Source organism: Caballeronia sp. GACF4 (assembly GCF_023631025.1).
In the GTDB taxonomy this organism is placed as follows: domain Bacteria; phylum Pseudomonadota; class Gammaproteobacteria; order Burkholderiales; family Burkholderiaceae; genus Caballeronia.
Map to the genome: position 1 here is coordinate 706,084 of NZ_JALQDW010000002.1, position 27,000 is coordinate 733,083.

The 27,000-nt window shown below is 61.3% G+C and carries 27 protein-coding genes, 3 tRNA genes and 1 pseudogene; 14 read left to right on the forward strand and 17 right to left on the reverse strand.

The window, feature by feature from the left end; translation table 11 throughout:
• Both NCR40_RS03300 and NCR40_RS03305 read right to left on the reverse strand, forming a co-directional pair.
• Positions 1-1,376 (reverse strand): annotated as a pseudogene (locus NCR40_RS03300) (chloride channel protein).
• Positions 1,377-1,633: 257 nt separating this feature from the next.
• Positions 1,634-1,813, reverse strand: coding sequence for a hypothetical protein (locus tag NCR40_RS03305; protein ID WP_244827341.1), 180 nt, complete (start codon positions 1,811-1,813; stop codon positions 1,634-1,636).
• A gap of 252 nt (positions 1,814-2,065) precedes the next feature.
• Here NCR40_RS03305 and NCR40_RS03310 point away from each other — a divergent pair, with 252 nt between their 5' ends.
• Complete coding sequence (locus NCR40_RS03310) at positions 2,066-3,217, forward strand: OpgC domain-containing protein (RefSeq protein ID WP_250463691.1); 1,152 nt, start codon at positions 2,066-2,068, stop codon at positions 3,215-3,217.
• A 34-nt stretch (positions 3,218-3,251) separates the two neighbouring features.
• Here the strand turns inward: NCR40_RS03310 and NCR40_RS03315 are convergent, their stop codons facing one another.
• Both NCR40_RS03315 and NCR40_RS03320 read right to left on the reverse strand, forming a co-directional pair.
• Positions 3,252-4,556 (reverse strand): MFS transporter, encoded by a 1,305-nt coding sequence (locus tag NCR40_RS03315; protein WP_244827343.1) that lies wholly within the window; start codon positions 4,554-4,556, stop codon positions 3,252-3,254.
• Positions 4,557-4,814: 258 nt separating this feature from the next.
• Entirely contained in the window at positions 4,815-5,300 is a 486-nt protein-coding gene (locus NCR40_RS03320) for a TonB family protein (RefSeq protein ID WP_250508699.1), read from the reverse strand.
• Between the two features lie 145 nt (positions 5,301-5,445).
• Between NCR40_RS03320 and NCR40_RS03325 the strand changes: the two genes are divergently transcribed.
• Entirely contained in the window at positions 5,446-5,601 is a 156-nt protein-coding gene (locus tag NCR40_RS03325; protein ID WP_244827345.1) for a hypothetical protein, read from the forward strand.
• A 782-nt stretch (positions 5,602-6,383) separates the two neighbouring features.
• Here the strand turns inward: NCR40_RS03325 and NCR40_RS03330 are convergent.
• The 6 genes from NCR40_RS03330 to rph form a co-directional block, all read right to left on the reverse strand.
• Positions 6,384-6,596, reverse strand: a complete 213-nt coding sequence (locus NCR40_RS03330) for a hypothetical protein (RefSeq protein WP_250508700.1) — start codon at positions 6,594-6,596, stop codon at positions 6,384-6,386.
• Positions 6,569-6,658 (reverse strand) — tRNA-Ser (locus NCR40_RS03335). Before NCR40_RS03335 ends, NCR40_RS03330 begins: the two co-directional genes overlap by 28 nt.
• Positions 6,659-6,702: 44 nt before the next feature.
• Positions 6,703-7,893, reverse strand: coding sequence for an MFS transporter (locus NCR40_RS03340; protein ID WP_250492020.1), 1,191 nt, complete (start codon positions 7,891-7,893; stop codon positions 6,703-6,705).
• A 29-nt stretch (positions 7,894-7,922) separates the two neighbouring features.
• The gene (gene hemW, locus NCR40_RS03345; protein WP_250508701.1) at positions 7,923-9,146 is read right to left on the reverse strand and encodes a radical SAM family heme chaperone HemW; all 1,224 of its coding nucleotides are present in this window, start codon (positions 9,144-9,146) and stop codon (positions 7,923-7,925) included.
• A complete protein-coding gene (gene rdgB, locus NCR40_RS03350; protein WP_250508702.1) occupies positions 9,143-9,760 on the reverse strand; it encodes an RdgB/HAM1 family non-canonical purine NTP pyrophosphatase in 618 nt (205 codons plus the stop codon). Before rdgB ends, hemW begins: the two co-directional genes overlap by 4 nt.
• The gene (gene rph, locus NCR40_RS03355; protein ID WP_250508703.1) at positions 9,753-10,511 is read right to left on the reverse strand and encodes a ribonuclease PH; all 759 of its coding nucleotides are present in this window, start codon (positions 10,509-10,511) and stop codon (positions 9,753-9,755) included. The genes rdgB and rph overlap by 8 nt, the downstream gene beginning before the upstream one ends.
• Positions 10,512-10,804: 293 nt before the next feature.
• Between rph and NCR40_RS03360 the strand changes: the two genes are divergently transcribed.
• The 5 genes from NCR40_RS03360 to NCR40_RS03380 all read left to right on the forward strand — a co-directional run bounded on the left by NCR40_RS03360 (position 10,805) and on the right by NCR40_RS03380 (position 15,758).
• Entirely contained in the window at positions 10,805-11,749 is a 945-nt protein-coding gene (locus tag NCR40_RS03360) for a YicC/YloC family endoribonuclease (protein ID WP_244827352.1), read from the forward strand.
• Positions 11,750-11,758: 9 nt separating this feature from the next.
• Positions 11,759-12,433 (forward strand): guanylate kinase, encoded by a 675-nt coding sequence (gene gmk, locus NCR40_RS03365; RefSeq protein ID WP_244827353.1) that lies wholly within the window; start codon positions 11,759-11,761, stop codon positions 12,431-12,433.
• A 70-nt stretch (positions 12,434-12,503) separates the two neighbouring features.
• Complete coding sequence (gene rpoZ / locus NCR40_RS03370; protein WP_006025620.1) at positions 12,504-12,707, forward strand: DNA-directed RNA polymerase subunit omega; 204 nt, start codon at positions 12,504-12,506, stop codon at positions 12,705-12,707.
• Between the two features lie 110 nt (positions 12,708-12,817).
• Positions 12,818-15,211: a RelA/SpoT family protein gene (locus NCR40_RS03375; RefSeq protein WP_250463796.1), complete on the forward strand. Its 2,394-nt coding sequence runs from the start codon at positions 12,818-12,820 to the stop codon at positions 15,209-15,211.
• 55 nt (positions 15,212-15,266) lie between these two features.
• On the forward strand, positions 15,267-15,758 hold the full coding sequence (locus tag NCR40_RS03380; RefSeq protein WP_250508704.1) for a phage protein NinX family protein: 492 nt from the start codon (positions 15,267-15,269) through the stop codon (positions 15,756-15,758).
• 58 nt (positions 15,759-15,816) lie between these two features.
• On the opposite strand, the gene NCR40_RS03385 is transcribed toward NCR40_RS03380, so the two are convergent.
• Positions 15,817-15,893: transfer RNA gene (locus tag NCR40_RS03385), tRNA-Arg, on the reverse strand.
• A gap of 105 nt (positions 15,894-15,998) precedes the next feature.
• A tRNA-Arg gene (locus tag NCR40_RS03390) sits at positions 15,999-16,075 on the reverse strand.
• Between the two features lie 152 nt (positions 16,076-16,227).
• Here NCR40_RS03390 and greB point away from each other — a divergent pair.
• Positions 16,228-16,788, forward strand: a complete 561-nt coding sequence (greB, locus tag NCR40_RS03395; protein WP_250508705.1) for a transcription elongation factor GreB — start codon at positions 16,228-16,230, stop codon at positions 16,786-16,788.
• Between the two features lie 84 nt (positions 16,789-16,872).
• Here the strand turns inward: greB and NCR40_RS03400 are convergent, their stop codons facing one another.
• A complete protein-coding gene (locus NCR40_RS03400) occupies positions 16,873-18,006 on the reverse strand; it encodes a porin (RefSeq protein ID WP_244827357.1) in 1,134 nt (377 codons plus the stop codon).
• A gap of 531 nt (positions 18,007-18,537) precedes the next feature.
• Positions 18,538-18,771, reverse strand: a complete 234-nt coding sequence (locus NCR40_RS03405; RefSeq protein WP_244827358.1) for a hypothetical protein — start codon at positions 18,769-18,771, stop codon at positions 18,538-18,540.
• Positions 18,772-19,435: 664 nt separating this feature from the next.
• Between NCR40_RS03405 and NCR40_RS03410 the strand changes: the two genes are divergently transcribed.
• Entirely contained in the window at positions 19,436-20,593 is a 1,158-nt protein-coding gene (locus tag NCR40_RS03410) for an exonuclease domain-containing protein (protein WP_250508706.1), read from the forward strand.
• Here the strand turns inward: NCR40_RS03410 and NCR40_RS03415 are convergent.
• The 3 genes from NCR40_RS03415 to NCR40_RS03425 all read right to left on the reverse strand — a co-directional run bounded on the left by NCR40_RS03415 (position 20,590) and on the right by NCR40_RS03425 (position 23,021).
• Positions 20,590-21,207, reverse strand: a complete 618-nt coding sequence (locus tag NCR40_RS03415; RefSeq protein WP_250508707.1) for a chorismate mutase — start codon at positions 21,205-21,207, stop codon at positions 20,590-20,592. The two genes, NCR40_RS03410 and NCR40_RS03415, sit on opposite strands and share 4 nt — an antisense overlap.
• Positions 21,208-21,415: 208 nt before the next feature.
• Entirely contained in the window at positions 21,416-21,565 is a 150-nt protein-coding gene (locus NCR40_RS03420) for a hypothetical protein (protein WP_244827361.1), read from the reverse strand.
• 550 nt (positions 21,566-22,115) lie between these two features.
• On the reverse strand, positions 22,116-23,021 hold the full coding sequence (locus NCR40_RS03425) for a LysR family transcriptional regulator (protein ID WP_250463810.1): 906 nt from the start codon (positions 23,019-23,021) through the stop codon (positions 22,116-22,118).
• A gap of 123 nt (positions 23,022-23,144) precedes the next feature.
• Between NCR40_RS03425 and NCR40_RS03430 the strand changes: the two genes are divergently transcribed.
• The 5 genes from NCR40_RS03430 to aroE are packed head-to-tail and all read left to right on the forward strand — an operon-like array spanning position 23,145 to position 26,998.
• The gene (locus NCR40_RS03430; protein WP_250508708.1) at positions 23,145-24,080 is read left to right on the forward strand and encodes a ketopantoate reductase family protein; all 936 of its coding nucleotides are present in this window, start codon (positions 23,145-23,147) and stop codon (positions 24,078-24,080) included.
• A gap of 12 nt (positions 24,081-24,092) precedes the next feature.
• Positions 24,093-24,485 (forward strand): VOC family protein, encoded by a 393-nt coding sequence (locus tag NCR40_RS03435; protein WP_250508709.1) that lies wholly within the window; start codon positions 24,093-24,095, stop codon positions 24,483-24,485.
• A gap of 1 nt (position 24,486) precedes the next feature.
• Positions 24,487-24,945, forward strand: a complete 459-nt coding sequence (locus tag NCR40_RS03440; protein ID WP_250463818.1) for a MaoC family dehydratase — start codon at positions 24,487-24,489, stop codon at positions 24,943-24,945.
• Positions 24,945-26,168, forward strand: a complete 1,224-nt coding sequence (locus NCR40_RS03445) for a CaiB/BaiF CoA transferase family protein (RefSeq protein WP_250508710.1) — start codon at positions 24,945-24,947, stop codon at positions 26,166-26,168. The genes NCR40_RS03440 and NCR40_RS03445 overlap by 1 nt, the downstream gene beginning before the upstream one ends.
• Positions 26,165-26,998 carry a shikimate dehydrogenase gene (aroE, locus tag NCR40_RS03450; protein ID WP_250508711.1) on the forward strand — a complete coding sequence of 278 codons (834 nt, stop codon included), beginning with the start codon at positions 26,165-26,167 and terminating at the stop codon, positions 26,996-26,998. The genes NCR40_RS03445 and aroE overlap by 4 nt, the downstream gene beginning before the upstream one ends.
• Positions 26,999-27,000: the final 2 nt, after the last annotated feature.

Here is a 27,000-nt window from a genome sequence, read left to right on the forward strand (position 1 = left end):
TTACTTTTGCGGGGCCGCGTCTTTCTCGACGACGGCCTCGTCTCTTTCCGGCACCTCGGGCGAGGCCGCCGGTTGTGGCAACGGCGCCATATAGCGCTCGGACAGCGCCTCGTATAAAGGCGGCGCGAACAAGCGCGACACGCGGCTCGACACCAGCGCGGTCGCCATCAGCGAGATGACGAGCGCGTGGCCGTTGATCATCTCCATCACGATGACGAACGCCGTAATCGGCGATTGCGTCACGGCCGCAAGATAGCCGACCATCGCGAGCGCGATCATCATGGGCAGCGACATCTGTCCGAACAGCAAATGCAACACGTTGCCGAAGCCCGCGCCAATCGACAGCGACGGCGCGAAGATGCCGCCCGGAATGCCCGGCAGATACGAGCCGATCATCGAGATCATTTTCAATAGCGGGTAGAACACCGAAAGATGTTCGCGGCCTTCGAGCAGACCGCGCGCTTCCGCGTAGCCGCTGCCGAAGGTCGTGCCGCCCGACACGAGCCCGACGATCGCGATGACCAGTCCGCACAGCGCGGCGAACACGACCGGCCGCGACGCATGCAAATGCCGCAATGGCGCGGGAATCCACCTCGACGTGTTCAGAAGGAGCCAGCAGAAGACGCCGCCCGCCATGCCCGTGACGACGGCGGTCACGATCACCGCGACGGCCAGCATGTTCGAAAAGTGCGTGCCGACGTCGATGGTGCCGAAATACGTGTAGTTGCCGTTGAGCCCGAGCGCCACGATCCCCGCGATGATGATGCCCGTGATCAGCACGCCGCTCGTGCGCACTTCGAAGCTGCGCGTGAGCTCCTCGATGGCGAAGACGATGCCCGCGAGCGGCGTGTTGAACGCCGCCGACGACCGGCCGCCGCGCCCGCCAGCACGAGTTGCCGTTCGATCAGCGAGTTCGAGCGCGGGTAGAAGCGCCGCATGTTGAACATGAGCGCCGCGCCGACTTGCACGGTCGGACCTTCACGGCCGATGGTGAAGCCGCCCAGAATCGCGATGAACGATACGGCAATCTTGCTCGCGAGAATCCTGAGCGTAAGCAGCCGTCCGCCGGCTTCCGAAGTCGGACTGTTGAGTACGGCGATGACCTGCGGGATGCCGCTGCCTTCCGAGCCGCGAAAGAACCTGCGCGTGACGAAAACGCATAGCGCGGCGGCAGCCGGTGTGATGACGAGCGGCAGCCAGGCGTGCGCGGCGCGCGCATCGAGAAAAAGTCCGTAGCCCCAGTCGATCAGCCGCGCATAGTAGACGGCGATCAGTCCGACGGCGATTGCGCCAAGCCAGAAGATACCGTAGCGACGCCACAGGCCGCGTGTGCGTCGCGCGGTGCGAAGAGAAAGAGAACGTAGCGCTCGGATCATGCGGTCGCTTCGGCCAAAGGGCAGAGTATAGCGAGCGTCCCAAGCATGCGGCAGGTTACGCCTGACGAAGCAGACCCCGGAGCCAGAAAAAAGAACAGGCGCGAGGCTTTCGCCAGGCGCCCAAGAAACGCTCCCGACAACGAGAGCGGAGAGGAGAAGGTTGCCGCGCATGCACGGCACTCCTGAAAAGACTTTTGCCCGTGACGAAAGTTCAATCGGCTTGAAAAATCTTGGTCAGTCGAAAGCTGGACACGTTTTCAGCCGGTAAGCATCTCGAAAGCGATCACCGCGCCGATGGCTCCGATATTCGCAATGAGCGCCTCGCAAACGACGCCGCGCCATGTGAGCGGCCGGAACTTCATCGCAAGGAGCAAGGCCGTCACCAAGGCCAGTGCGATGACCACGACGAGATGCGAACTCTGCAGATGAAAAGGCATTTCAGCCTCCTGTCGATTGAAACGGCATTCCTTCCCGCGACCGGCGTTTTATCGAGTATTAGGTATTGGCATAGTTACTGCAACACCCAACAAAATAGTCATTTTGCCGCCAGCTTCCCGACTGTCTTCAAGTGTTAATTTAAATACGCGTTGATTCAGGGAATTTTCTTTTAAGGCTAGGTACAAACCCCGTATGCGCGCGAACGCCATGTTGGCCGCGCGCCCGACCGCAGTGCGTGGAGCATTTGTCCAATGAGTTCCCCGACCCAACGTTCTCTCGAAGTCGATTTCTTTCGAGGCGTCGTGCTGCTCATTATCGCGGTCGACCATATTTCGGGAAGCGTGCTGTCGCACTTTACGCTGCATCAATACGCGTTCTGCGATTCCGCGGAAGTATTCGTCTTCCTCGGCGGTTATGCGTCGGCGGCGGCATACACGGCGCTTGCGACTCGCCGTAGTGCACAAGCCGCCCGCCGACGCTTTTTCAAGCGCAGCTGGGAGATCTATCGCGCCTATCTGCTGACCGCGGTTCTCATGTTGATCGGCGGCGCATTGCTGATGCTACTCAAAATCGATTCGCCGATGCTGCGGTACACCGAATGGCCGACGTTCCTCGCGCGTCCGGTCGGGCTCTTGTTCGACATCACGACCTTGCGCCAGCAGCCGTATCTTTCGTCAGTCTTGCCGATGTACTCCATCTTCGCGCTCGCGGTGCCTTTCGTGGTTCCGCTCGCCGAGAGGAAGCCCGTTATCGCCATGTTCGGCAGTCTGCTCGTGTGGCTCGCCGCTCTTCCCTTGGCGCGCGCGCTGCCCTCGACCTACGCCGAAGCGTGGTCGTTCAATCCGTTCGCGTGGCAGCTCATGTTCGTGATGGGCATCCTTGCGCGCGTGCAGCCTGTCAGCAACGACTTCCACGCAAGCCGTACTGCGCGTTGGCTGACGTGCGGAGCGATCGCGATCGCACTGACCTTCGCATTCTTCAAGCTCTTCCTGGAAACGCAAGCGCCGCCGGGTTACCTCAAGCAGAACCTGGCGACGTTGCGTATCGTGAGTTTCGCGGCCGTTGCGTGGGTGATCGCACGCGCGGTCTACGCGGGATGGATCAAGGCGCTCGCAGCTAAATTGCCGGGCGTGGTGACCATCGGGCAGCAAGGGCTCGTGTGCTTCATCGCGGGCACGTGTGTGTCGCTCGTGCTGGATTCGGCGTTGCGCGCCATCGGCATGACGCACTATCAGTGGATTGGCGGTCTCGCCGCCGATGCGCTCGCTGTCGGCACGCTCCTATGGCTCGCGCACTTCTGGGCCGAGCGCAAGCGCACGCGCGTCGAACGGGAACGCAAGCGCGTGCCGCTCATCAAGGGCCAGCCGGTGCCCGCACATGCCGTGAACCCGCGCGATCGTTGAACGCGCCGGTATCGTCATCGAAGTCATTCGAACGCTATTCAAGTGCGATGTCGCGCGTCTCGCGCATGCACAGCACGGCGATGAGGCTCACCGCCGCCGCCGCCGATACGTACCCGCCGACCCACGACAGTCCGCCGCGATTTGCGAGCAATTGCGCGATATAAGGCGCGACCGATGCGCCCAGAATGCCACCCAAGTTGTACGCGACGCCCGCGCCGGTGTAGCGCACGCTCGTCGGGAACAGCTCGGGCAGGAGCGCGCCCATCGGCGCGAAAGTCACGCCCATCAAGAACAATTCAATGGTCAGAAAGAGCGCGACGTAGACCGTGTTGCCGCTGCCGAGCAGAGGCAGCATTGCGAAGCCGGAGAGGATCGCCGCGAGACAGCCGACGATCAACACGGGCCGTCTGCCGAAGCGGTCGCTGGCGATGGCTGAGATCGGCGTCGCAATTGCCATGAACAGCACGGCAAAACACAAGAGACCGAGAAATTTCTCGCGCGAGAAATGCAGCGTGGAGACGCCGTACGACAGCGAGAAGACCGTCGAGATGTAGAAGAGCGTGTAGCAGACGACCATCGCGAAGGCGCCGAGCAAGGTCGGCGCGAGATAACGGCCGAGCAGCGTGGCGATGGGAACGCGCACGCGCTCGTGACGCTCGACGGCCGTGCGGAATGCGGGCGTCTCCGCGATTTTCAGGCGCACGTAAAGCCCGAGCCCGACGAGCACCGCGCTCACGATGAACGGCACGCGCCAGCCCCAACTGCGGAATTGTTCGTCGGAGAGTGAGAGCGCGAGGCCGAAGAACAGGCCGTTGGAAGCAAGAAAGCCGATCGACGGCCCGAGCTGCGGGAACATGCCGAAGAGGCCTCGCTTGCCCTTGGGCGCGTATTCCGTTGCAAGTAGCGCCGCGCCGCCCCATTCGCCGCCGAGCCCGATGCCTTGCCCAAAGCGCAGGATGCACAGGAGCACGGGCGCGAGACTGCCGATGGAATCGTAGCCGGGCACAAAGCCGATGAGCGTCGTTGAAATGCCCATGACGAGCAGCGACGCGACGAGCGTCGATTTGCGTCCGACGCGATCGCCGAAGTGCCCGAAGATGAACGAGCCGATAGGCCGCGCGACGAACGCAATGCCGAACGTGACGAAAGCCGAAAGCGCTTGCGCGGCCGGCGATCCGTGTGGAAAGAACACCGGCCCGATGACGAGCGCGGCGGCTGTCGCATAGACGTAGAAATCGTAGAACTCGATCGCGGTGCCGATGAAGCTCGCGAAGATCACGCGCGAGGTGCTTTGGGCGCCGTCGCCTGGCTTGGCGGCGGAAAGCGTGGGTGATGACATGGTGTCTCCGTTGTCGTGTCGCTTTTGTGGTGCTTATGGTGGCGCATTCCTGCTCGATGGGCGAGCAAGGCGTAAGAGCGCACGCAAGACGCTTGTTGGGGTGGGCGGTAAAACGGTCGAGCGGCTCGCAGGAGTAGAGCGCGAACCGGACAAAGACTTTCAACGGACGCGAGGGGTAGGCGCGGTATGAAAGCCATGCCGGAAGCGGGTCCGGCCGGGATGTCAAAAATTATAACGAGCGTGCCGCGCGAGCGCCAATCAATCGATGGTCGTCGCTTGTGGCGAATGCGACGTTTGCAACTGGAAGTGGCCGTCGTCGTTGAACATCCAGCCTTCGAAGAGTTCGAGTTGGCCGTTGCCGTTCAGGAGGCGCGCAGGCGGCACGGGCAATGGCGACGAGCGCCGCAGCGAGGCGAGCGCGGTGGCTTCGGCTTCGTCGTCGCCGTTGGTGCGATACACCGACGAATTGACGACGCGCCCGTTGCGATCCACGGTAAAGGACACCAGCACGAACGAGCGCAGCATGGCTTGCGGCGTGCCCTTCAGCACGTACGACGGATTGCGTTCGAGGATACGTTGCGCGACGCGCTCCTTGTAGTCGCCAAGCGATGCGCGAGACGGTGCGGTTGCGGCGGAGCGTGCTTCGATGACGCTCGGTGGCGGCGTGATCGTGCACGCGGCCAATGTCGCGGCAAGCACGATGGCGACGAGCGTGGCTGACGGCGGAATCGGTGCTTTAGGCATCGCGAGTAGCATCTGATGACGATGGATCGATGGTAGCCCGTGTCGGCGCCGCAGTGTTTGCGATTCTGCGTGCGCTTTTGGATGCGCTTCTTACAGGCGCAGGACTTGCTGACGATGCTTACACCCAAGGCAAAAAGGAGGAGCCATGACTAGCGAAGCGAAGCCGGCCGAAGCACAACCCGCCGAACACAGCGACAACGAGAAGAGCAAGCTGCCCGAACGCGATGACGAAGGCCGCAAGCAGTCGCCAAACGATCGCCCAGGAAAGGAAACGGGTGAGGGCGAGGCGCCGGTAGGTTGATCAATCCACGAAGGGTTTGACGAGTTCCGCACAGCGCAATGGCGCGGCGGTTCTCGTTGTTTCTGGCTCGGCGGCGCGCGTTTCGACGCAACGAAAAACGCTATTGTTTTTCTGCAGCACGTAAGTATCCGCAGGCAAACCGGACGCGCGTTCGGCGATGCTCGTCACGGCTACGATTCCGTAGCCGTTTTGAATCAGATCGAAAAACGAGGTTTCTGCCTGACGCCATTGAGTGTTGGATCGCGGCTGTGCATGCGCTGTTATGCCTGTCATGGCGATGCAACCCAAAGTTACTTGCGCGATACGGCTTGGCTTCATCAGGCTTGTCTCCGCTTTATCGATCGATGAGGCGGTTAGATGGTAATTAAGCCGCCTTGTTCATGCGGATTGTGGCAGATAGGGTTTGGGCGCTCGTTGCCGTTTGCAAGTGCACGTGCGCGGTAGGCAAAAAAAGACCTCGCGCGAGGCGAGGTCAAACACTTCGAACGGCTTCCTTATCGCGAAAAGGCGTTTAACGCGACGAGGAAGCAAGGTCAAGGATAGGGATCGGGCGATGCCTCATATATCGGAGGAATCCGATTGATTGTTGCTCTTGGGCATGCAGCCGTATTGGACGGTTGTCTCGTTTTAAGCTTTTGTTACCCAGTGCAGCGAGTTGGCCATGTTTCGAGCGGTTTCACAGGGAATTCGCCTTCGCGAAGCCTTATTGGTCGATCTTTCAGTGTTGGATCATGCGGCTCGATCAAACGCGCGCTTCTCCATGAACCAAGATCGATAGCACGCTAGAGCATGCCGACTGTAAGCAGTTCTGGATGCTCGAATTTCTTGATTTCCCAGCGTCGGTGCACTGAGTTCGTCAAGCCCGAAAAAGAGGATCTCGCTGTTCTTGCTTGCTGATGAATCAATTGCGCGCCGGAAAACAAAAAGCCCCGTAATTCAGAAATTACGGGGCTTTTAGAGATCGCGCTGGCGGAGGCGGTGAGATTCGAACTCACGGAAGGATCACTCCTTCGCCGGTTTTCAAGACCGGTGCCTTAAACCGCTCGGCCACACCTCCAGCAAGGCGCGTATTGTAGCGCACTCAAACGCGCTTCGGAACCATCAGCCTTCGAGCGAGCGCGTCGCTTTCAAGGCGGGAAATAGTTGCATCCATAGAAGCGCCACGGCAATCGTTCCGAGTCCGCCGATCAACACCGCCGGCACCGCGCCGAACAAACCCGCCGTCATCCCCGATTCGAATTCGCCGAGCTGATTCGACGTCCCGATGAACAATGAATTGATCGCGCCGACGCGTCCGCGCATCTCATCGGGCGTCTGCAACTGCACGAGCGACATGCGCACGACCACGCTGATCACATCCGATGCGCCCAGCGCCGCGAGCGCCACCAGCGACAAATAAATGTTGCGCGACAAGCCGAACACGATCGTCGCAATGCCGAACGCAATCACACCACCGAAAAGCGCCGTGCCCGCACGCTGCCGCAACGGAAAATGCGCAAGCCAGATCGAGCCGGTAAGCGCACCCACGGCCGGCGCCGCGCGCAAGACACCCAAGCCCCAAGGTCCGGTATGCAGGATGTCGCGCGCGAACACCGGCAAGAGCGCGGTCGCGCCGCCGAGCAGCACCGCGAACAAATCGAGCGACAACGCGCCAAGGATCACCGGCTTCTTGCGGATGAAGGCGATGCCCGAAAACAGCGCCTCGAACGACAGCGGCGCGCGCATGCGGACAGCTTCATCGATCCTGATCGCCGCCACGGCAAACGCCGCGCCGAGAAACGCGACGGCTACCGCGCCATACACCGTCAACGCGCCGAGGCCGTAGAGGAGGCCGCCCATCGCCGGGCCGAGAATCTGCGCCGTCTGATTTGCCGAGGTGGACCACGCCGTCGCGTGCTGCAATTGCGAACGCTGGACGAGATTGGGCAGCAACGCCGCCATCGATGGCGATTCGAACGCGCGCGCCGCGCCCGTGATCGCCGCAATCGCGTAAATGGGCGCAACGCTTTGCCAGCCATGCCACGCGCCCGCGCACAGACAGAGCGCCGCGACGCCCTCGATGCCCTGACAAACCCAAGCGATCGTGCGCCTGTCGTAACGATCCGCCACATGGCCGACGACAAGCGTGAGCACGAACATCGGCAGGAACTGCGCGAGTCCGACGAGCCCGAGCGCGAACGCGCTATGCGTGATCGAATAAACCTGCCATCCGATCGCCACCGACATCATCTGAAATGCCACCGACGACATCACCCGCGCGCTCCAGAAAAGCGCAAACGGACGATGCCGCATCACCGAGTCCGATCCCAACGTGGGCGCGCTCAATTTTGCGAATCCTTCAAGAACAGCTCCTGTAGGTCGTTGAGAAAGCGCTGTCCGAGCTCGGTCGGCGCAATGCGTTCGAAGTCGCGCGTGATGAGTCCGCGCTTCTCCGCTTCGACGAGCGCGGGTTCGATAGCCGACATCGACAAGCCCGTGCGCTCGATGAACGAATGCACCGGAAAGCCTTCGACCAGACGCAGCGTGTTGAGCATGAATTCGAACGGCAGATCGCGCGGTCCTACTTCGCGCTCTTCCTGAATCGCGCTCTGGCCGGGCGAAAGCGCCTGGTCCATGAACGTCGCCGGATGCTTGAAGCGCGCCTGCCGCAAGATTTTTTGCGGAAACGAGAGCTTGGTATGCGCGCCCGCGCCGATTCCAAGGTAATCGCCGAAACGCCAGTAATTCAGGTTATGTTTGCTTTGCCGATGCGGCTTCGCATACGCCGATACTTCGTAATGCTCGTAGCCGGCATCGCGCGTGCGTTCGTGAATCCAGTCCTGCATGTCGGCGGCGGCATCGTCGTCGGGCAGCGCAGGCGGGTATTTCGCGAAGAGCGTGTTCGGCTCCATGGTCAGGTGATACAGCGACAAATGCGGCGGCGCAAAGCCGATCGCGGTGTTGATATCGCGGCGGCATTCGTCGAGCGTCTGCTTCGGCAACGCGAACATCAGGTCGAGATTGAAATTGTCGAAATGCTTCGACGCGATTTCCACGGCTTTGCGCGCCTGCGTTGCATCGTGAATGCGGCCGAGCGCCTTCAGATGCGTTTCGTCGAAACTTTGAGTGCCGATCGACAAGCGGTTCACACCGCTCGCACGAAACTGCGCGAACTTCGCGGCTTCGAAGGTGCCGGGATTGGCTTCGAGCGTGATCTCGGCGTCGGCGTCGATGGGCAACAAGGCGCGCGCGTCCGAAAGCAGCCGGTCGAGTCCTTTCGCGGACAGAAGGCTCGGCGTGCCGCCGCCGATGAAAATGGTGTGTACCTGCCGTCCCCACACGAGCGGCAGCGCGCTTTCGAGATCGGCACGCAAGGCGTCGAGGTAACGGTCCTCGGGGAACGCATCGCCGTTCCACTCATGCGAGTTGAAATCGCAATACGGACACTTGCGCATGCACCACGGGAAATGCACGTAAAGCGCGAGCGGCGGCAACGACTTGAGCCGGATGCTGCCCGGCGATGTGAATGCCTGCACGACATTGATTGTCTTCGGACCGGAACTCACGCGAGTTCCTTGAGATGTTGCAGCAATTCACGCAGCGCCAGCGCCCGATGCGAAAGCGCGTTCTTGCGTGCCGGATCGAGTTCGGCAGCCGTCGCGTTGAGCGTCGGCAAAAAGAAGTGCGGATCGTAGCCGAAGCCATGTGCGCCGCGCGGCGTGTCGATGACTTCTCCGTGCCAGCGGCCTTCGGCGATGAGCGGTTCTGGATCGTTCGCGTGACGCACGAGCACGAGCACGCAGAAGTAATAGGCGCGGCGGTCGGCTTTGTCGGCGAGTTCGGAGACGAGGTGCGCGTTGTTGGCCGCATCGCTTTTCACGCCGCCGTGCATCGAGGCGAAACGCGCCGAATACACGCCGGGCGCGCCGTTCAGCGCGCGTACGCAAAGGCCGGAGTCATCGGCCAAAGCGGGCAGGCCGGTGAGCGTCGCGGCGTGGCGCGCCTTGGCCAGCGCGTTTTCGACGAAAGTGGCGTGCGGTTCTTCGGCTTCCGGCACGCCGAGTTCGCCCTGCGCGATCAATTCGATGCCCGCCGCATCCAGCAGCGATGCGAATTCGCGCAGCTTGCCCGCATTGTTCGACGCGAGCACCACGCGTCCGAGTGTTGCCGTATCAGACACCTTCTATCCCCAATGCAGCTTTCTGCTTCGCGATCAGGCCTTTTATGCCGCTGTCCGCGAGATCGAGCAGCGCGTTCATTTCTTCGCGCGAAAATGGTGCGCCTTCCGCCGTGCCCTGAACTTCGACGAAACCGCCCGCGCCCGTCATCACGACGTTCATGTCGGTGTCGCACTGCGAGTCTTCCTCGTAGTCGAGGTCGAGCACGGGCGCGCCCTGATAGATGCCAACGGAAATGGCCGCGACGAAATCCTTGATCGGCGATTGCGCAATACGGCCATTCGCGACGAGCTTCGTAACGGCATCATGCGCGGCGACGAACGCGCCCGTGATGCTCGCCGTGCGCGTGCCGCCGTCGGCCTGGATGACATCGCAGTCGATATTCAGCGTGCGCGGACCGAGCGCGTTCAGATCGAATACGGAGCGCAGCGCGCGGCCGATCAACCGCTGGATCTCCTGCGTGCGGCCGGTCTGCTTGCCGCGCGCGGCTTCGCGGTCGTTGCGCGTATGCGTGGCGCGCGGCAGCATGCCGTATTCGGCGGTGAGCCAGCCTTGGTCGCGCCCGCGCAGGAATTCCGGCACGCGCTCGGCGATACTCGCCGTGCAAATGACCTTGGTATCGCCGAACTCGACGAGCACCGAGCCTTCCGCATGCTTCGTGTAGTGCCGCGTGATGCGCACGTCGCGCAATTGATTCGCGCGGCGGCCGCCCGGACGCGGAACGGAAGGTTTCAGCAGGGGAGAGTCGGTCATGGATGGGCCAGAGTGGAGTTGAACGCGTAATGAAAGTGCCGGCGCTCGATAAAGACGCGGGAATAACGCGAAAGCGCGGCGTGTGCGCGATTTTATCGTTAATCCAAAGCCGGCGTTGTCGCGCGCGGCAAGCGCCGCGAGGCGTCATATCGGCGGGCGCGGCAGTAAAAATGGGATAATGCCGGTTCCTCGCCCGGCGGCCATACGCGTGCCACCGAAGCGCACCCTCAAGCGCGCCGGGCGCTCGTATCGAAACGGCCTTCGCAACGAAGGCTCACATCGCGAGACGTACCATGATCTACAGCATGACAGGCTATGCCAGCGCGACCCGCGAAGTCGTCGCGGATGGCGCGGGACCCAATGGCGCGGGCGGTTCGGGCGTCGGTGTATCGGTGGAATTGCGCACGGTGAATTCGCGCTTCCTCGATCTGAACTTCCGCATGCCCGAAGACGTGCGCGCAAGCGAGCCGCAATTGCGCGAAATGCTGATGAGCAAGCTTTCGCGCGGGAAGGTGGATATCCGTATCAATCTGAATCGCGTGGAGCAGACGGCCAACGCGGGCGCGCTCAATCGCGAAGCGCTCACGCAACTCGCCGCGCTCGAACGCGCCGTGCTCGACGTGTTTCGCGACTCCGAACGCATGCGCACTGGCGAGATTCTGCGCTGGCCTGGCGTGCTGAAGGAGAGCTCGGTGTCGCAAGACACGTTGCGCGAAGCCGTGCTCGCGTGCGGCAAGCAGGCAATCGCCGATCTCATCGACGTGCGCGCGCGTGAAGGCGCGGCGCTGGGCGCGGTGCTCATCAACAACGTGACGGAGATGGAAGCCATCGTCGCGCGCATCACGCCGCTCGTGCCGGAATTGATCGCGAAGCATCAGCAGAAGATCGTCGAACGCTTGCAAGACGCGCTCGGCATTGCGACGAACGACGGCGCCACATCGGCGAGCGTGCCGCGCGAGGAAATTGCCGAGCGCATTCGCCAGGAAGTGACGATGTACGGTATTCGTATCGATATCGCCGAGGAATTGCAGCGCCTTACCGCGCATCTGACCGAAACGCGCCACGTGTTGCAAAAGGGCGGCAAGGTCGGCAAGCGCCTCGACTTCATGATGCAGGAGCTCAATCGCGAAGCAAACACGCTCGGCTCGAAGGCCGCGGCGAAGGAACTCGCGGATGCATCGATGACGCTGAAACTGCTCATCGAACAAATGCGCGAGCAAGTACAGAATCTGGAGTAACGCAACATCATGCCGAACAACACGCACCGCTCGCACAGCAACTACACGGGCATTTATCCGGGCAACCTGTTCATGGTCGTCGCGCCTTCGGGTGCGGGCAAGTCCACGCTCGTGAACGCGCTGCTTGCACAGGACGAAGCTATCCGCCTGTCCGTTTCCTATACGACGCGCGACCCGCGCCCGAAGGAAAGCAACGGCGTGCAGTATCACTTCGTTTCCGTCGATGAATTCATGGAACGCCACAAGGCAGGCGAATTCCTCGAAAGCGCCGAAGTGCACGGCAACTATTACGCGACCTCGAAGGTGTGGATCGAGGATCAGATGCGTAACGGCAACGACGTGCTGCTCGAAATCGACTGGCAGGGTGCGCAGCAGGTGAAGAAGCAGTTCCGCAATGCGGTCGAGATTTTTATTCTGCCGCCTTCGCTGGACGCGCTCGAAGACCGTCTGAAAAAACGCGGCCAGGACTCGGAGAAAGTGATCGTGCGGCGTCTGCTTGCGGCCGGCAGCGAGATGGCGCATGCATCGGAAGCGGAGTACGTCGTGATCAACGAGAACTTCGATCGCGCGCTCGCCGAGTTGCAGTGTCTCGTCAAGGCGACGCGGCTGCGCTTCACCTCGCAATACGCGCGTCATACGGAGTTATTCGTGGAGCTCGGCATTCACTCCGCGCAGGCGCAATGACGCGAAGTAGTGGCCGGGTCATGCCGGTCACATAAGGTAGAATAAAGTACATATCGAGAAGGAAACAAACATGGCCCGCATCACCGTCGAAGACTGCCTGAAACAAATTCCTAACCGCTTCGAGCTCGCGCTTGCAGCGACCTATCGCGCGCGTCAGCTCGCACAAGGCCATACGCCGAAGATCGAAAGCCGCGACAAGCCTACGGTCGTTGCGCTGCGCGAAATCGCGGCCGGCCAGGTCGGCGTCGAAATGTTGAAGAAGGTGCCGGTTTAATTGCCTTCGTAACAGCCCGTGTGATCCTCATCACGGGCGCTGTTTTTTGCATGGCGTTTCAACTCTCCTAACCGGACGACATTGCGCGTCACTTACCCACGGAGGCGAATATGAGTCAAGCACCGTTGCCCGTCTCCGCCTCCGTGGAACCCGACATCGAAATCGATCAGGATTCGGTGCTCGACGCGGACAAGCCCCAAGCGGCGCGCAGATATATCGATGCGGTCCTCGAACAGTCGTTTCGCCATCTGTTCGGGCCCACCGCCACGCCGGAACAGCCGCGCAAGCACGACGTCGTTTCCATCGCGAAACTGACGAACACGCTTGCAGGCTATCTTTCGCCGGAAGAGATCAAGGAAGTCAAGTCGGCTTTCCATTTCAGCGACGAAGCGCATCTCGGGCAGTATCGTCAAAGCGGCGAGCCCTACATCACGCACCCGGTTGCCGTTGCGGAAATTTGCGCGGGCTGGAAGCTTGACGCGCAATCGATCATGGCGGCGCTACTGCATGACGTGATCGAGGATCAGGGCGTCACCAAGACGGAGATCGCGGAGCGCTTCGGCGCGAAGGTCGCCGAACTGGTCGACGGCTTGTCGAAGCTCGACAAGATGGAATTTCGCAATCGCGAGGAAGCGCAGGCGGAAAACTTCCGCAAGATGCTGCTGGCCATGGCGCGCGATGTCCGCGTCATCCTCGTCAAGTTGTCGGACCGGCTGCACAACATGCGCACGCTCGGCGCGGTGCCGTCGGAAAAGCGCCGTCGCGTCGCGCGCGAGACGCTCGACATCTACGCGCCCATTGCGCATCGGCTGGGTCTGAACAATACGTATCGCGAGCTGCAGGATTTGAGCTTCGCGAACTTCAATCCGACCCGTTACGCCACGCTCGAAAAAGCGGTGAAGGCGGCGCGCGGCAACCGGCGCGAAGTGGTCGGCAAGATTCTCGAAGCCGTTCAGCGCACCATCGCGGACGCCAAGATCAGCGCCGAAGTCACCGGCCGCGAAAAGACGATCTTCAGCATCTACAAGAAGATGCGCGACAAGCAGTTGTCGTTCTCGCAAGTGCTCGACGTCTACGGTTTTCGCGTGGTCGTGGAAAGCGCGCTCGAATGCTATACGTGCATCGGCGCGCTGCATGCGCTCTATAAGCCGGTGCCGGGCAAGTTCAAGGACTACATCGCCATTCCGAAGGTCAATGGCTATCAGTCGTTGCATACCACGCTGGTCGGTCCGTTCGGCGCGCCCATCGAGTTCCAGATTCGCACGCGCAAGATGCACGAGATCGCCGAGGCGGGCGTTGCGGCGCACTGGCTCTACAAGAACGGCGGCGCCGACCTCAACGACGTGCAAAAGCGCGCGCATCAGTGGCTCAAGTCGCTGCTCGACATTCAGAGCGAAGCAGGCGATTCGAGCGAGTTCCTCGAACACGTCAAGATCGACCTGTTCCCGGACGCCGTCTACGTTTTCACGCCGAAGTCGAAGATCATGCCGCTGCCGCGCGGCGCGACCGCACTCGACTTCGCGTATTCGATCCACAGCGACCTCGGCAATCAGTGCGTCGCGGTGAAGATCAACAACGAATTGCTGCCGCTGCGCACGGAGTTGAAGAGCGGCGATATCGTCGAAGTCATTACCGCGCCGTACTCCAAGCCGAATCCGGCGTGGCTCGGCTTCGTGCGCACGGGTAAGGCGCGCTCGGCCATTCGTCACTATTTGAAGACAATGCGCTTGAACGAGTCCGTGCAGTTGGGCGAACGTCTCGTCGATCAAAGCCTCAAGGGCTACGGTCTGGCGCTTTCGGATGTCACGCCGGAAGTCTGGGAAAAGCTCGTGCAATGGACGGGCAACAAGACGCGTCAGGAAATTTTCGCGGATATCGGTCTTGGAAGGCGCGTGGCGGCGGTCATGGCCAAGCGCATCGAAGTGCTGATGAACGGCCGCGACGACGACGATCACTCGCCGCGCGATCACGTCAATACGAATACGGCGCCGCCAGTTGTCATCACGGGCACGGAAGGCATGTCGGTGCAGCTTTCCGCGTGCTGCCGGCCGATTCCCGGCGACGACATCATGGGCTATATCGGCATCGGGCTCGGCATGGCCATTCATACGACCGAATGTCGCGTGGCGCAGCGAATTCATCGGCGCGATCCGGGCCGCTGGATCGACGTCGCGTGGGCGCCGCAGCCGGGACGTTTGTTCGATGTCGCGGTGAAGGTGCTCGTCAGAAACACGAAGGGCGTTTTTGCGCGCGTCGCGGCGGACATTACGTCGGCGGATGCCAACATCGTCCATATCGCCATGGATGAAGACGTCTCGCAGGAAGCCAAGATGCTGCGCTTCGTCATCCAGGTCAGCGACCGCGTGCATCTCGCCAACGTAATGCGGCGTGTGCGGACCAATCCGGACGTCATGCGTATCGCGCGCGAGCGGCCTAGTGACGAGCCGCATCATCGCAATCAGGAAGGCGGCATGCGCATCGACCGCGAACGCGCCGACTATTGATCCACGGCGCGGGCACATCGCGTGCATGCCTGTACGACTACAGGAGAAGCGCCACATGCAAACATCCGATCTCGACGGCCAGGCACTCGACTACTGGGTAGCGCGCGGGCTGCACGACTTCATTCGCGAAATCCACTTCACCGACAGCGGACAGACGCTCTCCATTCGCGGCAACGATCGCGGCCGGCCTTGGGATGGTCGCTTTCTGCCATCGACTTCGTGGGAAGCCGCTTCGGTCGTTCTCGAGCGCGCGTGCCGGCTCGAAATGAGCGATCACGGACGCGGCGAGGTGGTCTGCAGCGTGAGCTTCGGCAAGGACGCGGACACAATGGAAGGGCGCGGACCGTCGCTGCGCGTGGCGCTTCTGCGTGCGTTCGTGCGCCACTCGTTCGGCGACACCGTGGACGACGAATTCCTGCATCGCTCGCAAATGCTGATGGGCGAACGAGCCGAGGCGATTGGCGAACCGAGCGCGGTGGCATCGGTTGAAGATTTGCCGATACCGGACGAGCGTATTGGCGATATCGGCTCGTTGCCGCGGCAGTAGAGTAACTAGCGACGAGGCAAACAAAAAAGGCCTTCCGTGTGGAAGGCCCTTCGAAAGGTGGTGCGGCTGGCAGGATTCGAACCCACGACCCCTTGGTTCGTAGCCAAGTACTCTATCCAACTGAGCTACAGCCGCACGCAAAACGGTACTGCTTCAAACGGTACTGCTTGTTTATTACATGCGCTTTTGGTTAAGCGCTTGATGCTATTTTCCGTCCGAAGGCGGGAAACCTGAATTAAGTGGTGCGGCTGGCAGGATTCGAACCCACGACCCCTTGGTTCGTAGCCAAGTACTCTATCCAACTGAGCTACAGCCGCACGCAGAAGCGGAATTATAGCCAAGCCTGTTTGAAAAAGGAAGGGGCGTTGACCAAATTATCGCTTTAGATGCGTCCTCCACGCTCAACGCGCGTGGTAAGTTGTTGGTTTGGGGGCGGAGAAGCCCCGGAAATTCGAACTTGGTCTGTGCGATGAACAAGGCATTTGTCAAAGAGTCGGACGAAAGTGACGACGATCTCGAACTCGGTCAGCCGGATATTCCGGCGGGGACCAAGAACTACATCACGCCAGCGGGCCACAAGCGCCTGCGCGACGAGCTGTTGCAATTGCTCGATACCGAGCGCCCCGAAGTGGTCAGGCTCGTGTCGTGGGCGGCGTCAAATGGCGACCGCTCGGAGAATGGCGATTACATCTACGGCAAGCGTCGGCTGCGAGAAATCGACCGGCGTATCCGCTTTCTCGGCAAGCGTCTCGATCTCGCGGAAGTGGTGGACAGCAGCAGGCAGGAGAACGTCGACCAGGTGTTCTTCGGTGCGACCGTCGACTATTCCGGCGACGACGGCGAGGTGCATACGGTGACGATCGTCGGCGTGGACGAGGTCGACCTGGACGTCGGTCACGTGAGTTGGATCTCGCCGGTGGCGCGCGCGCTGCTCAAGGCGAAGATCGGCGATACAGTGCCATTGCATACGCCCGCAGGCGTGCAGCAGATCGACATCCTCGACGTGCGCTATCCGCGCTCAAAGTTTTGAAGGCGCTCTGGTGCCCGGAACGTTGGACAAAAAAAAGGCCGCTCCAAAGAGCGGCCTTTTTCATACTGATGAAACCAGTCCAGCTTAGAAGCGGTGACGCAGACCAACCGTTGCCGAGACTTGGTTCGGCGTCGACGAAACGCCTACGCCGTTGATCGTCGCGCCCAGACCCGTGCCATCCAGATCCGAAACGTGTTGGTATTCGCCTTGCAGATACACGTCCGTACGCTTGGACAGCGCGTACGCCGTTTGCAGGTCGACTTGGTGGAACTTCGGCTTCACGCCATCGATGCGGCTGTCGGTGTACGTGTAGTTCGCTGCGAGCGACAAAGCCGGCGTCAGGTTGTAACGGCCGTTGACTTCGTAGTTCGTGAAGCGAACGTGGCCGTCCGTCAGACCAACCAGGCCAGCGCCTTGCGAACCCGTGTTGCTGATGGCCGTTGCGTTGTCCAGCATCGTCTGCGTGAACACGAAGCCAACCGTTGCCGGGCCGAAAGCGTAGTTCACGCCGCCGCCGAAGATGCGTTGACGGCCAGCCACGAACGGGTTGTCGCCGCTGATCGCGCCACCGGTGTTCAGCGAACCGGCGTTGTTCAATTGCATGTACGCGCCAGCGATGTTCAACGGGCCGTAGTTGTACGATGCGCCGACGCTGTATTGACGGTTGTCCGAGAAGCCGCCTGCTTCGTTCGAGAAGCCATACTGCGCGCCAAGCTTGAAGCCGGCGTAGTTCGCGCTCGTGTACTTGACCGAGTTGTTCACGCGGAACGTGTTGTCGAGGTTGTCGTTGTCGAACGGGTGGGCGAACTGCGTGCCGCCGTATTGCGTGCCCGTCAGAGCCAGAGGCCCGAGGAAGTCGACCACGGAGTCATATTGACGACCGAGCGTGACCGTGCCGAATTGTTCGCTCGACAGACCAACGTACGCTTGACGACCGAATTCGCGGCCACCCTGGCCCAGCGTGCCGTTAGCGATGTTGAAGCCGTTTTCCAACGTGAAGATTGCCTTCAGGCCGCCGCCGAGGTCCTCAGCGCCGCGCAAGCCCCAACGGCTGCCGTTCACCGAACCGCTGGTTTCCTTGAAGTTGCTGTGGCCGTTCTGATTGTTCGTGTAGGTGATGCCTGCATCGATCAAGCCGTACAGCGTGACGCTGCTTTGGGCGTGAGCTGCAGTGGCGAAGACACCCGAGAGGGCTGCGACGATGAGAGTCTTTTTCATCTTTGTAACTCCGAGAGCAGATTGGGCCCTAGACCCAGGCTTTGAGGAAACCTCGTTCCGGCGCGCTGCGAGAGGCGCTGTCGGAGGAGTCATGCGTCACGAAGAGACACATGTGTTTCCGGACCAGACGAAGTGTAAAGACGGCGTTACAAGCGGGGCGTTCCAATTTCCGCAATAAATCATTCTTCTAACAGCAATGATCGATGAACCGCTTATTCTTCTTTTAATACAACGCTTTAAGCGCGAATAAAGTCGTAAGGGCGGAAGTGTCAACCAACTCGCGTTGCGCAAGCGCTACATATAAGTTGGCGCAAAGCAACAGGCGCTTTCCGAAAATACGGATTGTTGAGCCAAGTGAAACAGAAGATTGCTTTTTTCGAGGGTAATTATTGCTGCAGCCGTAGCTATACTGAAGGCTCTGCTTTCCGAAGCAGACTTTTTCGTTGACGGAAAAGATCTCCAAACTTTGTCAGCGCGATCTTCGGGTCGCGCTTTTTTTTGCTTGAAACTTCGCGGACTCACGGGCCGCAATCAGGCCGTGGCTTTCTCCTCTTCCTGCTCGACGACGTCCGCTCCGAGCGGCACTGCCCAGTCCTCCATCACGTAGCGGCGGGCGTCCATGGGCGATGCAAGCAGGTTTTGCCAATGATCGCCGTGCCAGGAAGGATCGATTTGGAGCAAGCCGGCCGATGACGCCTCCGGCGCAATCGTCGGAGCGAATGCCAGTTTCAACCAATGCGCAATACGCTTGAATTGGATTATCACAGCGTCCTCCTTTACAACTGGTTGCGAGTCAGTTTCCATAATCCTTAATTGCAGAGAATTGGGCAAGACGAGTAAACACTTACGATTTTAATAAATCGGTTACGGGCGTGGTAATTTTTTCACTTAATCAATGCGTCACTGCCTGTTGCTTGGAATAACGATGACGGAAAGCAGTAATCAGGATTAGTCTGAATTACAGATTGGTTAATGTGCAACAGCGGTCGCCGTATTATCTTCCAGGCTCGATAACGATTATCGACCTCGGACTTGTGAGACCGAAGATTCGCAGGATGCGCCCATCGCGGTAGCTCTCGGCGCGCCCATCGCCGGTCGACGGCCCGCTGGAGCGGCCTCTGGCGGCGTATGGACGGTGATTGAGCGACCATGACCAAAATCCATAAGTAATCAGGGTTATCCGCCATTGTGTCAAAATTCGTGTTCAACATGGTCGCCGCAAAAAAAGTTTAATTGCGACGACTCAAGCGTCGTAAATCGTAAATCCGGGTATTCACGTAAACTGACAAGATATTCCCGTCACCAGAATTACTTACCGATTACCGCGGCTGCTCGGCGATCAAAGCCCCGGTCACCCCGCTGCGTTAGAATGGGCAATCTCGTCCCATCGCTTACTCCCGCGAATCCCGCAATCTCCCGCCGTCCGATAATGCATTTCGATCCACCCGCCGAATTCAAGCTTCCCGCCGATCCCATCGTCTTCGTCGATCTCGAGACGACGGGCGGCACGTTCGGCATCGATCGCATCACGGAGATCGGCATCGTCGAGGTCGGGCCAAACGGCGTGTCGCAGTGGACCACGCTCGTCAACCCGCAGAAGCCGATTCCTGGCTTCATCCAGCAATTGACGGGCATCACCGATGCCATGGTGCGCGACGCGCCCACCTTCGAAGCGCTCGCGCAAGACCTGTTCGAACGCATGAACGGGCGGCTTTTCATCGCGCACAACGCCCACTTCGATCACAGTTTCCTGAAGGGCGAATTCCGGCGGCTCGACTTGCGCTTTACGCCGGATGTGCTGTGCACCGTGCAACTTTCGCGCGCCGTGTATCCCGCCGAAAGCCGCCACGGACTCGATGCGCTCGTCGAGCGTCACGCGCTCGTGCCGTCCGCGCGTCACCGTGCACTCGCCGATGCCGATCTGCTTTGGCAGTTCTGGCAGCATCTGCATCGCTCGCACGCGGCCGATTTACTGAGCGCGCACGTCGAACGCGTGACGCGGCGCTTTCAGATCGCGGCTCATATCGATGAAGACACGATCGAGCGCATACCGGTTGGCTGCGGCGTCTACGTCTTTCGCGGCGACGACGATGCCCCGCTATATGTCGGCCGAAGCGTGCGCTTGCGTCAACGTGTGCGTTCGCATCTGGTCGGGCCACGCCGTTCCGCGAAGGATTTGCGGTTGTCCGCGCTCGTGCGGCGCGTCGAGTGGCGCGCGACCGGTGGAGAAATCGGTGCGTTGCTTGCCGAAGCGCAACTGGTGGCGGCACTGCGGCCGGCGCATAACCGCGTGCCAAAGGCGCGTACCGGCGACATGCGTGGCGCGCCGTGGCCCTATGCGGGTCCAATCGCAATCGAAGAACGCGATCCGGCGATGGCCGAACGCGTCTGGCATGTCATCGACCGATGGCAATATCTCGGTTCGGCTCGGAGCATCGTCGACGCGCGCGCCTTGTCGGCGATTGCTTCGGCGCCCGTCTTCGAACTCGCTACCTATCGCATCCTCGGCGAGCGCCTCGCGCGCGGACTGGGGTTCGTCGCACTCGAATGCGCGCCAGCAGCTGTCGGGAATCGGGTCACCAGCTAGCCAACCGCGCCCACGCCGCCCGCCGCGCACACATGCGACAACGCGTGTGAGAGCGGATCGTTCATCGACGAGTCATAGCGCGTCAGATGCTTCCAGCGCGCCACGCTTTGTGCAAGACGCAGCGGACAATCGTCGGCTTGACGTAGCGGTTCGACGCGCGCGAGCGCGGTCATGAGCGACTGCGTCAGGCGATCGAGCTTCGGGCGCGTGTCATGCGCGAGATCGGGTGGCGTGCCAACTGGCGCAGCCTTCGCCGCGCGCCAGTTGGCGAAGAGCGCGTTCTGCACGTCCTTGCTGGCATCGATCTGATCGCGAAAGAACTGGCGCGCGAACGCGGGATCGACCTGCGCGGCGCTGGCTTTGTCTTCGACTTGCTTCAGGAGCGCGGCTTCGCGCGGTTCATCGGTGATCGGTTCGTGACGCGCCCACTTCCAGCGCGCGACGGGTTCGGCAAGCGCAAGCCGTTGCGAGACGAGAGCAATGAGATTGGTGAAGGCGGTGTCGTCGCCATCGGCGCTAACGGGCGCCGACAACGTGAAGAGCAGAGCGGCGACGCCAGTCACCGCGAGCACGCGAGATGAAGCGAGGAGAGAAGTCAAAGATCGGCTGCGCATGGGCTCGATGCAAAAGTGCCAGCATAACGCACCGCTGTGAGAGTTCATCCCGGATAGGCGAGTCTTGCCGCACGACTCCCGGCTGCCGTCAAAAGGATAAGGCGCGACTTCGCCTGGCTTCTGCCATGAAGAGACCGTGAGGTCCGTGCGCGCCGTGCGCACTGGGCGTCGTTTTCACGACGACGGCGTGACGATCCAGCGCGCCCGCCTATTTCGAGCCGGTCGAGTTGCGCTGTTCGTCGAAGAACGCGCGAACATGCTCGGGCAACTCGGTGGCGAGAAATTCGACGGCAACCGGGTCCGGGTCCGGACTGTTCACTTTGTCGGGGGTCGGGATTTTCGTCGGTCTGGCGTCCATGATGCTCTCCTCTGTGTCGACAACGATTACTTACTAGCCATTCCGCGACGCAAGCCCGTTTCATGGCTTTTGCAGCGCCGCATGCGGCCTTGCGAATTCATTACTGCGTTCTGTGTGAATGCGTTATCGGTACGCCGGCAGTCCGACTTGAGCGATTTATCCAGTACGAACGGTTTTAAATAAGCATGTGGTCACGAATTACCGAATTTAAAAATCGTCCAACGCAAAAATTACTTAAAAAGCCAGATAATCGGTAGCTCCGGAAGCCGCGCCCAGCTTGGCTCGGCGACCGTGAGGCCATCGCGCACTAATAGTTTAGCGATTCCTCTATGGATATAACGATACCGGGAAACCAGCGTTGACGCTCGATTGTGCGCAGCGGAAAATAGCTCGTTGTTGTACGAAAGCGCACATAAAGAATCAATCATCGAAGTGTGACGCCCGAATGTGAAATCGGCGTGGTGATTTCGCTGTTAGTACGCAAGCGTTTCGGATCGAAACCGTACTGTTGTAATCGCACACTGAAAGCGTCTTCATGGCGTCACGCAAATCAGCTTGCGCTGCCGAATAGCTGCGCCACGACGGATCGCAGCCAGCGGTTTCCTGCTTCGTGGTGGTATCGCGCATGCCAGTGCTGACGCACGGCAAATCGATCGACGGGAAAAGGGCAGGGGTGAACGGCGACGTCGTTGACTCGCGCCAGCGTCTCGCCGATATTGCGCGGCAGCGTGGCGATGAGGTCGGTGGTCTTGATGATCGATCCGAGGCCGAGAAAGCCCGGCAGTTCGAGCACGACATCGCGCTCGATATGCTCGCGCAGCAGCGCCTGCTCAAGCAACTGCGCGCCCGTGCCGGCTGCGATCGCCACATGTCCCTCGGCGCAATACTGCTTTCGGCTGAGCTTCGCGCGCAGCCTCGGGTGGCTGCGGTTGGTCAGGCAGACCCAATCCTGCATATATAACTGCTGCTGGTAGATTCCTCCGCCAAGCCAGGGCACATGTCCGATCGCCAGATCCGCCTCGCCGGATTCCAGGGCGCGTTCCGTGTTGCCGTCGATTCGCGCCGCATCGAGACGCACGCCGGGCGCCTGTGCGCGCACATGCGCCAGCATCCGCGGGAGTAGCGTGATGTGACTGGCGTCGGTCATGCAGATTCGAAACCGCCGCTTGGCGGTCGATGGATCGAACGCAATTTCCCATGCAGCAAAGCGCCGCAGCGATTCGAGAATTTCCCGGCATGGACCGATCAGCGCGTCGGCCTGCGGCGTCGGCGCCATGCCGCTCGGCGTACGAATGAAAAGCGGGTCCTGCAGATGCGTTCGCAAGCGTCCGAGCCAGATGCTGATGGTCGGCTGGCTCTGTCCGAGCTGCTCTGCGACGCGCGTCACGCTGCGCACGTCGTAGAGCAAATCGAAGAGTTGCAGCAGCTTGAGGTCGGGAAGTTCGATCGGTTCCATCGGCCTATTGTCACGGAACAAGCCGCGCGAGTGATATTGCCAAACGCAATGTGGTCATTGAATTCATTGCATTGCCGATATGACCCGTGAGCCGTATCTTGGTCGCAGATCAGGGGGACGGCTGTGAAAATCGCGATTCTGGGTGCCGGTGCGCTCGGCTGCGCCATCGGTGCGGCGCTGACCGAAGGCGGCAACGAAGTGTGGTTGCTGAACCGCTCCGCCGCGCACGTGGACGCCATGCGCCGCGACGGCCTGCTCGTCGACGACGCCACTGGCTCGCGTCGCGTCACCGTGCGCGCCACGACGCAAGCCGCCGATGCCGGCGCGGCCGATCTCATCATCGTGCTGGTCAAATCTTTTCATACCGATGCCGCCATGCGCGGCGCGCTCGAACTGATCGATCCCGAAACGGTGGTGCTGTCGCTGCAGAACGGTCTCGGGCATGAAGACGTGCTGGCGGGAATCGTCGGACGCGAACGCGTGCTGGCCGGCAAGACATACGTCGGCGGCGTCATGCGTGGCGCGGGGCATATCGAGTCGGGCGTGGCCAGCAAGGCAACCATCGTGGGCGAACTCGACGGCCGCGTTACCGCGCGCGTCGCGGCCATCGCCGACACCTTCAACGCGTCCGGGCTCGCCACGACGGTCAGCGACAACATCCTCGGGACGATGTGGGACAAGCTCCTCGTCAACGTCGCCACCGGCGCGCTCACGGGCATCACGGGCCTGACTTACGGCCAGTTCTATGAAGACGCGCATCTCAAGGCCACGTCTCTCGCGGCGGTTGCCGAAGCGATGGCCGTGGCGAAAGCGGCGGGCGTCGCGCTCTCCGTCACCGATCCGGAACGGCCGTGGATTCTCGCGGGCGAAGGGCTCTCGCCCGCCTTCAAGACGTCGATGCTGCAAAGCCTGGAAAAAGGCTCCGCTACCGAGATCGATTTCATCAACGGCGCGGTCGTGCGCTGGGGCGAGCGGCACGGCGTGCCGACTCCCGTCAACGCGACGCTCGTCGCCTGCATCAAGGGCATCGAGCGGGCCATGACCGACCGAAAAGAATAAGGAGACAACCGCATGAACGGCAGCAAGGCGTATCTGGAACACGTCGCCATCTGGGTGAAGGACATCCACTGGCACATCCGTTTTTTCGAGGACGTGCTCGGCATGACCATGCGCGAAGTCGACGGCACGATCGACGAACCGCGCCAGTACTGGACGCTCGGCGGACTGCAGTTCATCCACAAACCGGACCATGACGCGCCCGAAGGCCGGCTCGGCCATTTGGGCGTGATGTGCGAGGACCTGGAAGCGGCGCTTCGAGCCGCGCAGCGCTACGAAGTCAATGAAATGCCGCAGGGACGCAACTGGATTCGCCTGCCGGACGGCCTTGCCGTCGAGCTGATTCAGGCCAAGCCCGCGTCGTGCGTGGCACGGGCGCTTTCCATCGATCCGCGTTCGGAGGCATGAGATGACGATTGTCGATAAATACTGGGACGACGCCCACGAAGGCGACGAGTGCACGAGCCCAACCTATACGGTCACGAAAGCGCGCATCCTCGCTTACGCCGACCTCACGGGCGACCACACGCCGGTCCACGTCGATGAGGACTACGCCAACGCGAGCCACTTCGGTTCGATCGTCGCGCATGGACTCTTCGGCTTGTCCATCGCGGACGGCCTCAAGACGCAGAGCGACTACCGCTTCCTGCCGGGCATGTCGCTTGGCTGGACGTGGGACTTCAACCTGCCGATCAAGGTCGACGACGTGCTGCACGTGAGATTTCGCATCGGCTCGATGCGTGCCAGCAAGAGCCGTCCGGACTGGGGCATCGTCATCTTGCCGTCGGAGTTGATCAATCAGCACGGGCAGGTCGTCCAGCATGGCGAGCATCGTCTGATGGTGCCGCGCCGACCGGGAGCAAAGTAATGCAGGCACGTCCTCTGGAAGGCATGCGCGTCGTCGATTACAGCCACTTTCTGGCTGGTCCCTATGTCGGACGCTGTCTCGCGGCGCTCGGCGCGGAAGTCATCAAGGTCGAACGTCCGGTCAGCGGCGATGCGGGCCGGCAGCATGCAACCGTGCTCGACGACGAACAAAGCGCCTACTTCCTGCAACTCAACATGGGCAAGCGCGGCGTCAGCGTCAACATGCGCGATGCGCGCGGCAAGGAATTCATGCAGCGCCTGTGCGACTCGGCGGATGTGTTTGTCGAGAACTACCGGCCGGGCGCGCTCAAGAAGCTCGGCCTCGGTTACGAAGAGCTGTCCGCGCGCAATCCGGGTCTCGTCTATTGCTCGATCTCGGCTTACGGTCACACGGGACCGGACGCGCATCGCGCGGGCTTCGGGCTGATCGCGGAAGCGAAGAGCGGCATCATGCAGATGATCGGCAATCCCGGCGAGCCGCCGCCCCTGATGCGTATTTCGCTCGGCGACATGTACACCGGCATTCACGCGGTCGCGGCGATCAATGCGGCGCTGCTCGGCCGCGTGAAGAGCGGGCGCGGGCAGCATATCGACATGGCGCTCTACGACACGCTCGTGTCGATGCACGAATACGCGGTCCAGTGCTACACGATGCAAGGCGTCGTGCCCGAGCAAACCGGTCATGACATGCCGACATCGACGCTCTATGGCGTGTTTCGCGCCGCCGACGGCGACCTCGTGATCGCGGCGCAAGTGGACGATGCATGGAAGCGCTTCGCCGCGCTGCTCGAAGCGCACGGCGCACCGGCGGGCTTCGGCGCCGACGCGCGCTTTCACACGCTCAACGGGCGCAATGCGAATCGGCTCGACATTCTCGCGGTGGTCAAGCCCTGGGTCGCATCGCGGCCCGTTGCCGACGTGCTTGCGTTGCTCGACAGCATCGACGTGCCGTGCGCGAAGGTGCAGCGGATCGACGAAGTGCTCGCGGACCCGCAGATCATCGCGCGTGGCATGGTGATCGAGCAGGAGCATCCGCGCTTCGGCACGCTGCGTCTGCCGAACCTGCCGTTCCGGTTCTCCGATTGCGATACGACCATTCGCGAAGTCGGGCCGGACCTCGGTCAGCACAACGCGGAAGTCGCGCAGTCGCTGGGGTTCGACGCGGCGGAGATCGACGCCATGCAGACCGACGGCGTGCTGTATTCGAAAGCGAGGCCGCGATGAGCGATCGGTACGCGGTGATCGGCAACCCGATCGGCCACACGAAATCTCCTTTGATCCACGGCCTGTTCGCGGAAGAAACGCGGCAGGACATGCGCTATACGGCAATCGAAGGACCGCTCGAACCGCACGACGCCTTTGCCGATACGGTGCGCGCGTTCATCGCGGACGGTGGCAAGGGCATGAACGTGACCGCGCCGTTCAAGCTCAAGGCGTTTGCCATGGCCGATGAACGCAGCGAGCGCGCAACCCTTGCGGGCGCTGCCAACGCGATGAGCTTCGAAGACGGCAAGGTCGTCGCCGAGAACTTCGATGGCGTCGGCCTGGTGCGCGACATCGAGATGAATCTCGGTTTGCCGATGGCCGCCAAACGCGTGCTTGTGCTCGGCGCGGGCGGCGCGGTGCGCGGGGCGCTGCTGCCGTTTCTCGATGCGCGGCCCGCCGAACTCGTCATTGCGAACCGAACCGTGCGGAAAGCCGAAGCGCTGGTGCGCGAAGTCGGCGCGCAAGCGTCGTTGACGGCCTGCGGATACGACGCGCTCGAAGCCATGGGCGGCTTCGATCTCGTGGTCAACGCGACCTCCGCGAGTCTCACGGGTGACTTGCCGCCCGTGCCGCCAAGCGTGTTCGATCCCGACGGCGCTGCCTACGAACTCGTCTACGGCAAACGGTTGACCCCGTTCCTTCGGCTCGCGCGCAATGCCGGCGTAAGGGAAATAGCCGATGGCGTCGGCATGCTGGTGGAACAGGCAGCGGAAGCCTTCGAATGGTGGCGCGGCGTGCGTCCGCGGACGCGCGCGGTAATCGATCGGCTCACCGTTCCGCTCGACTGACG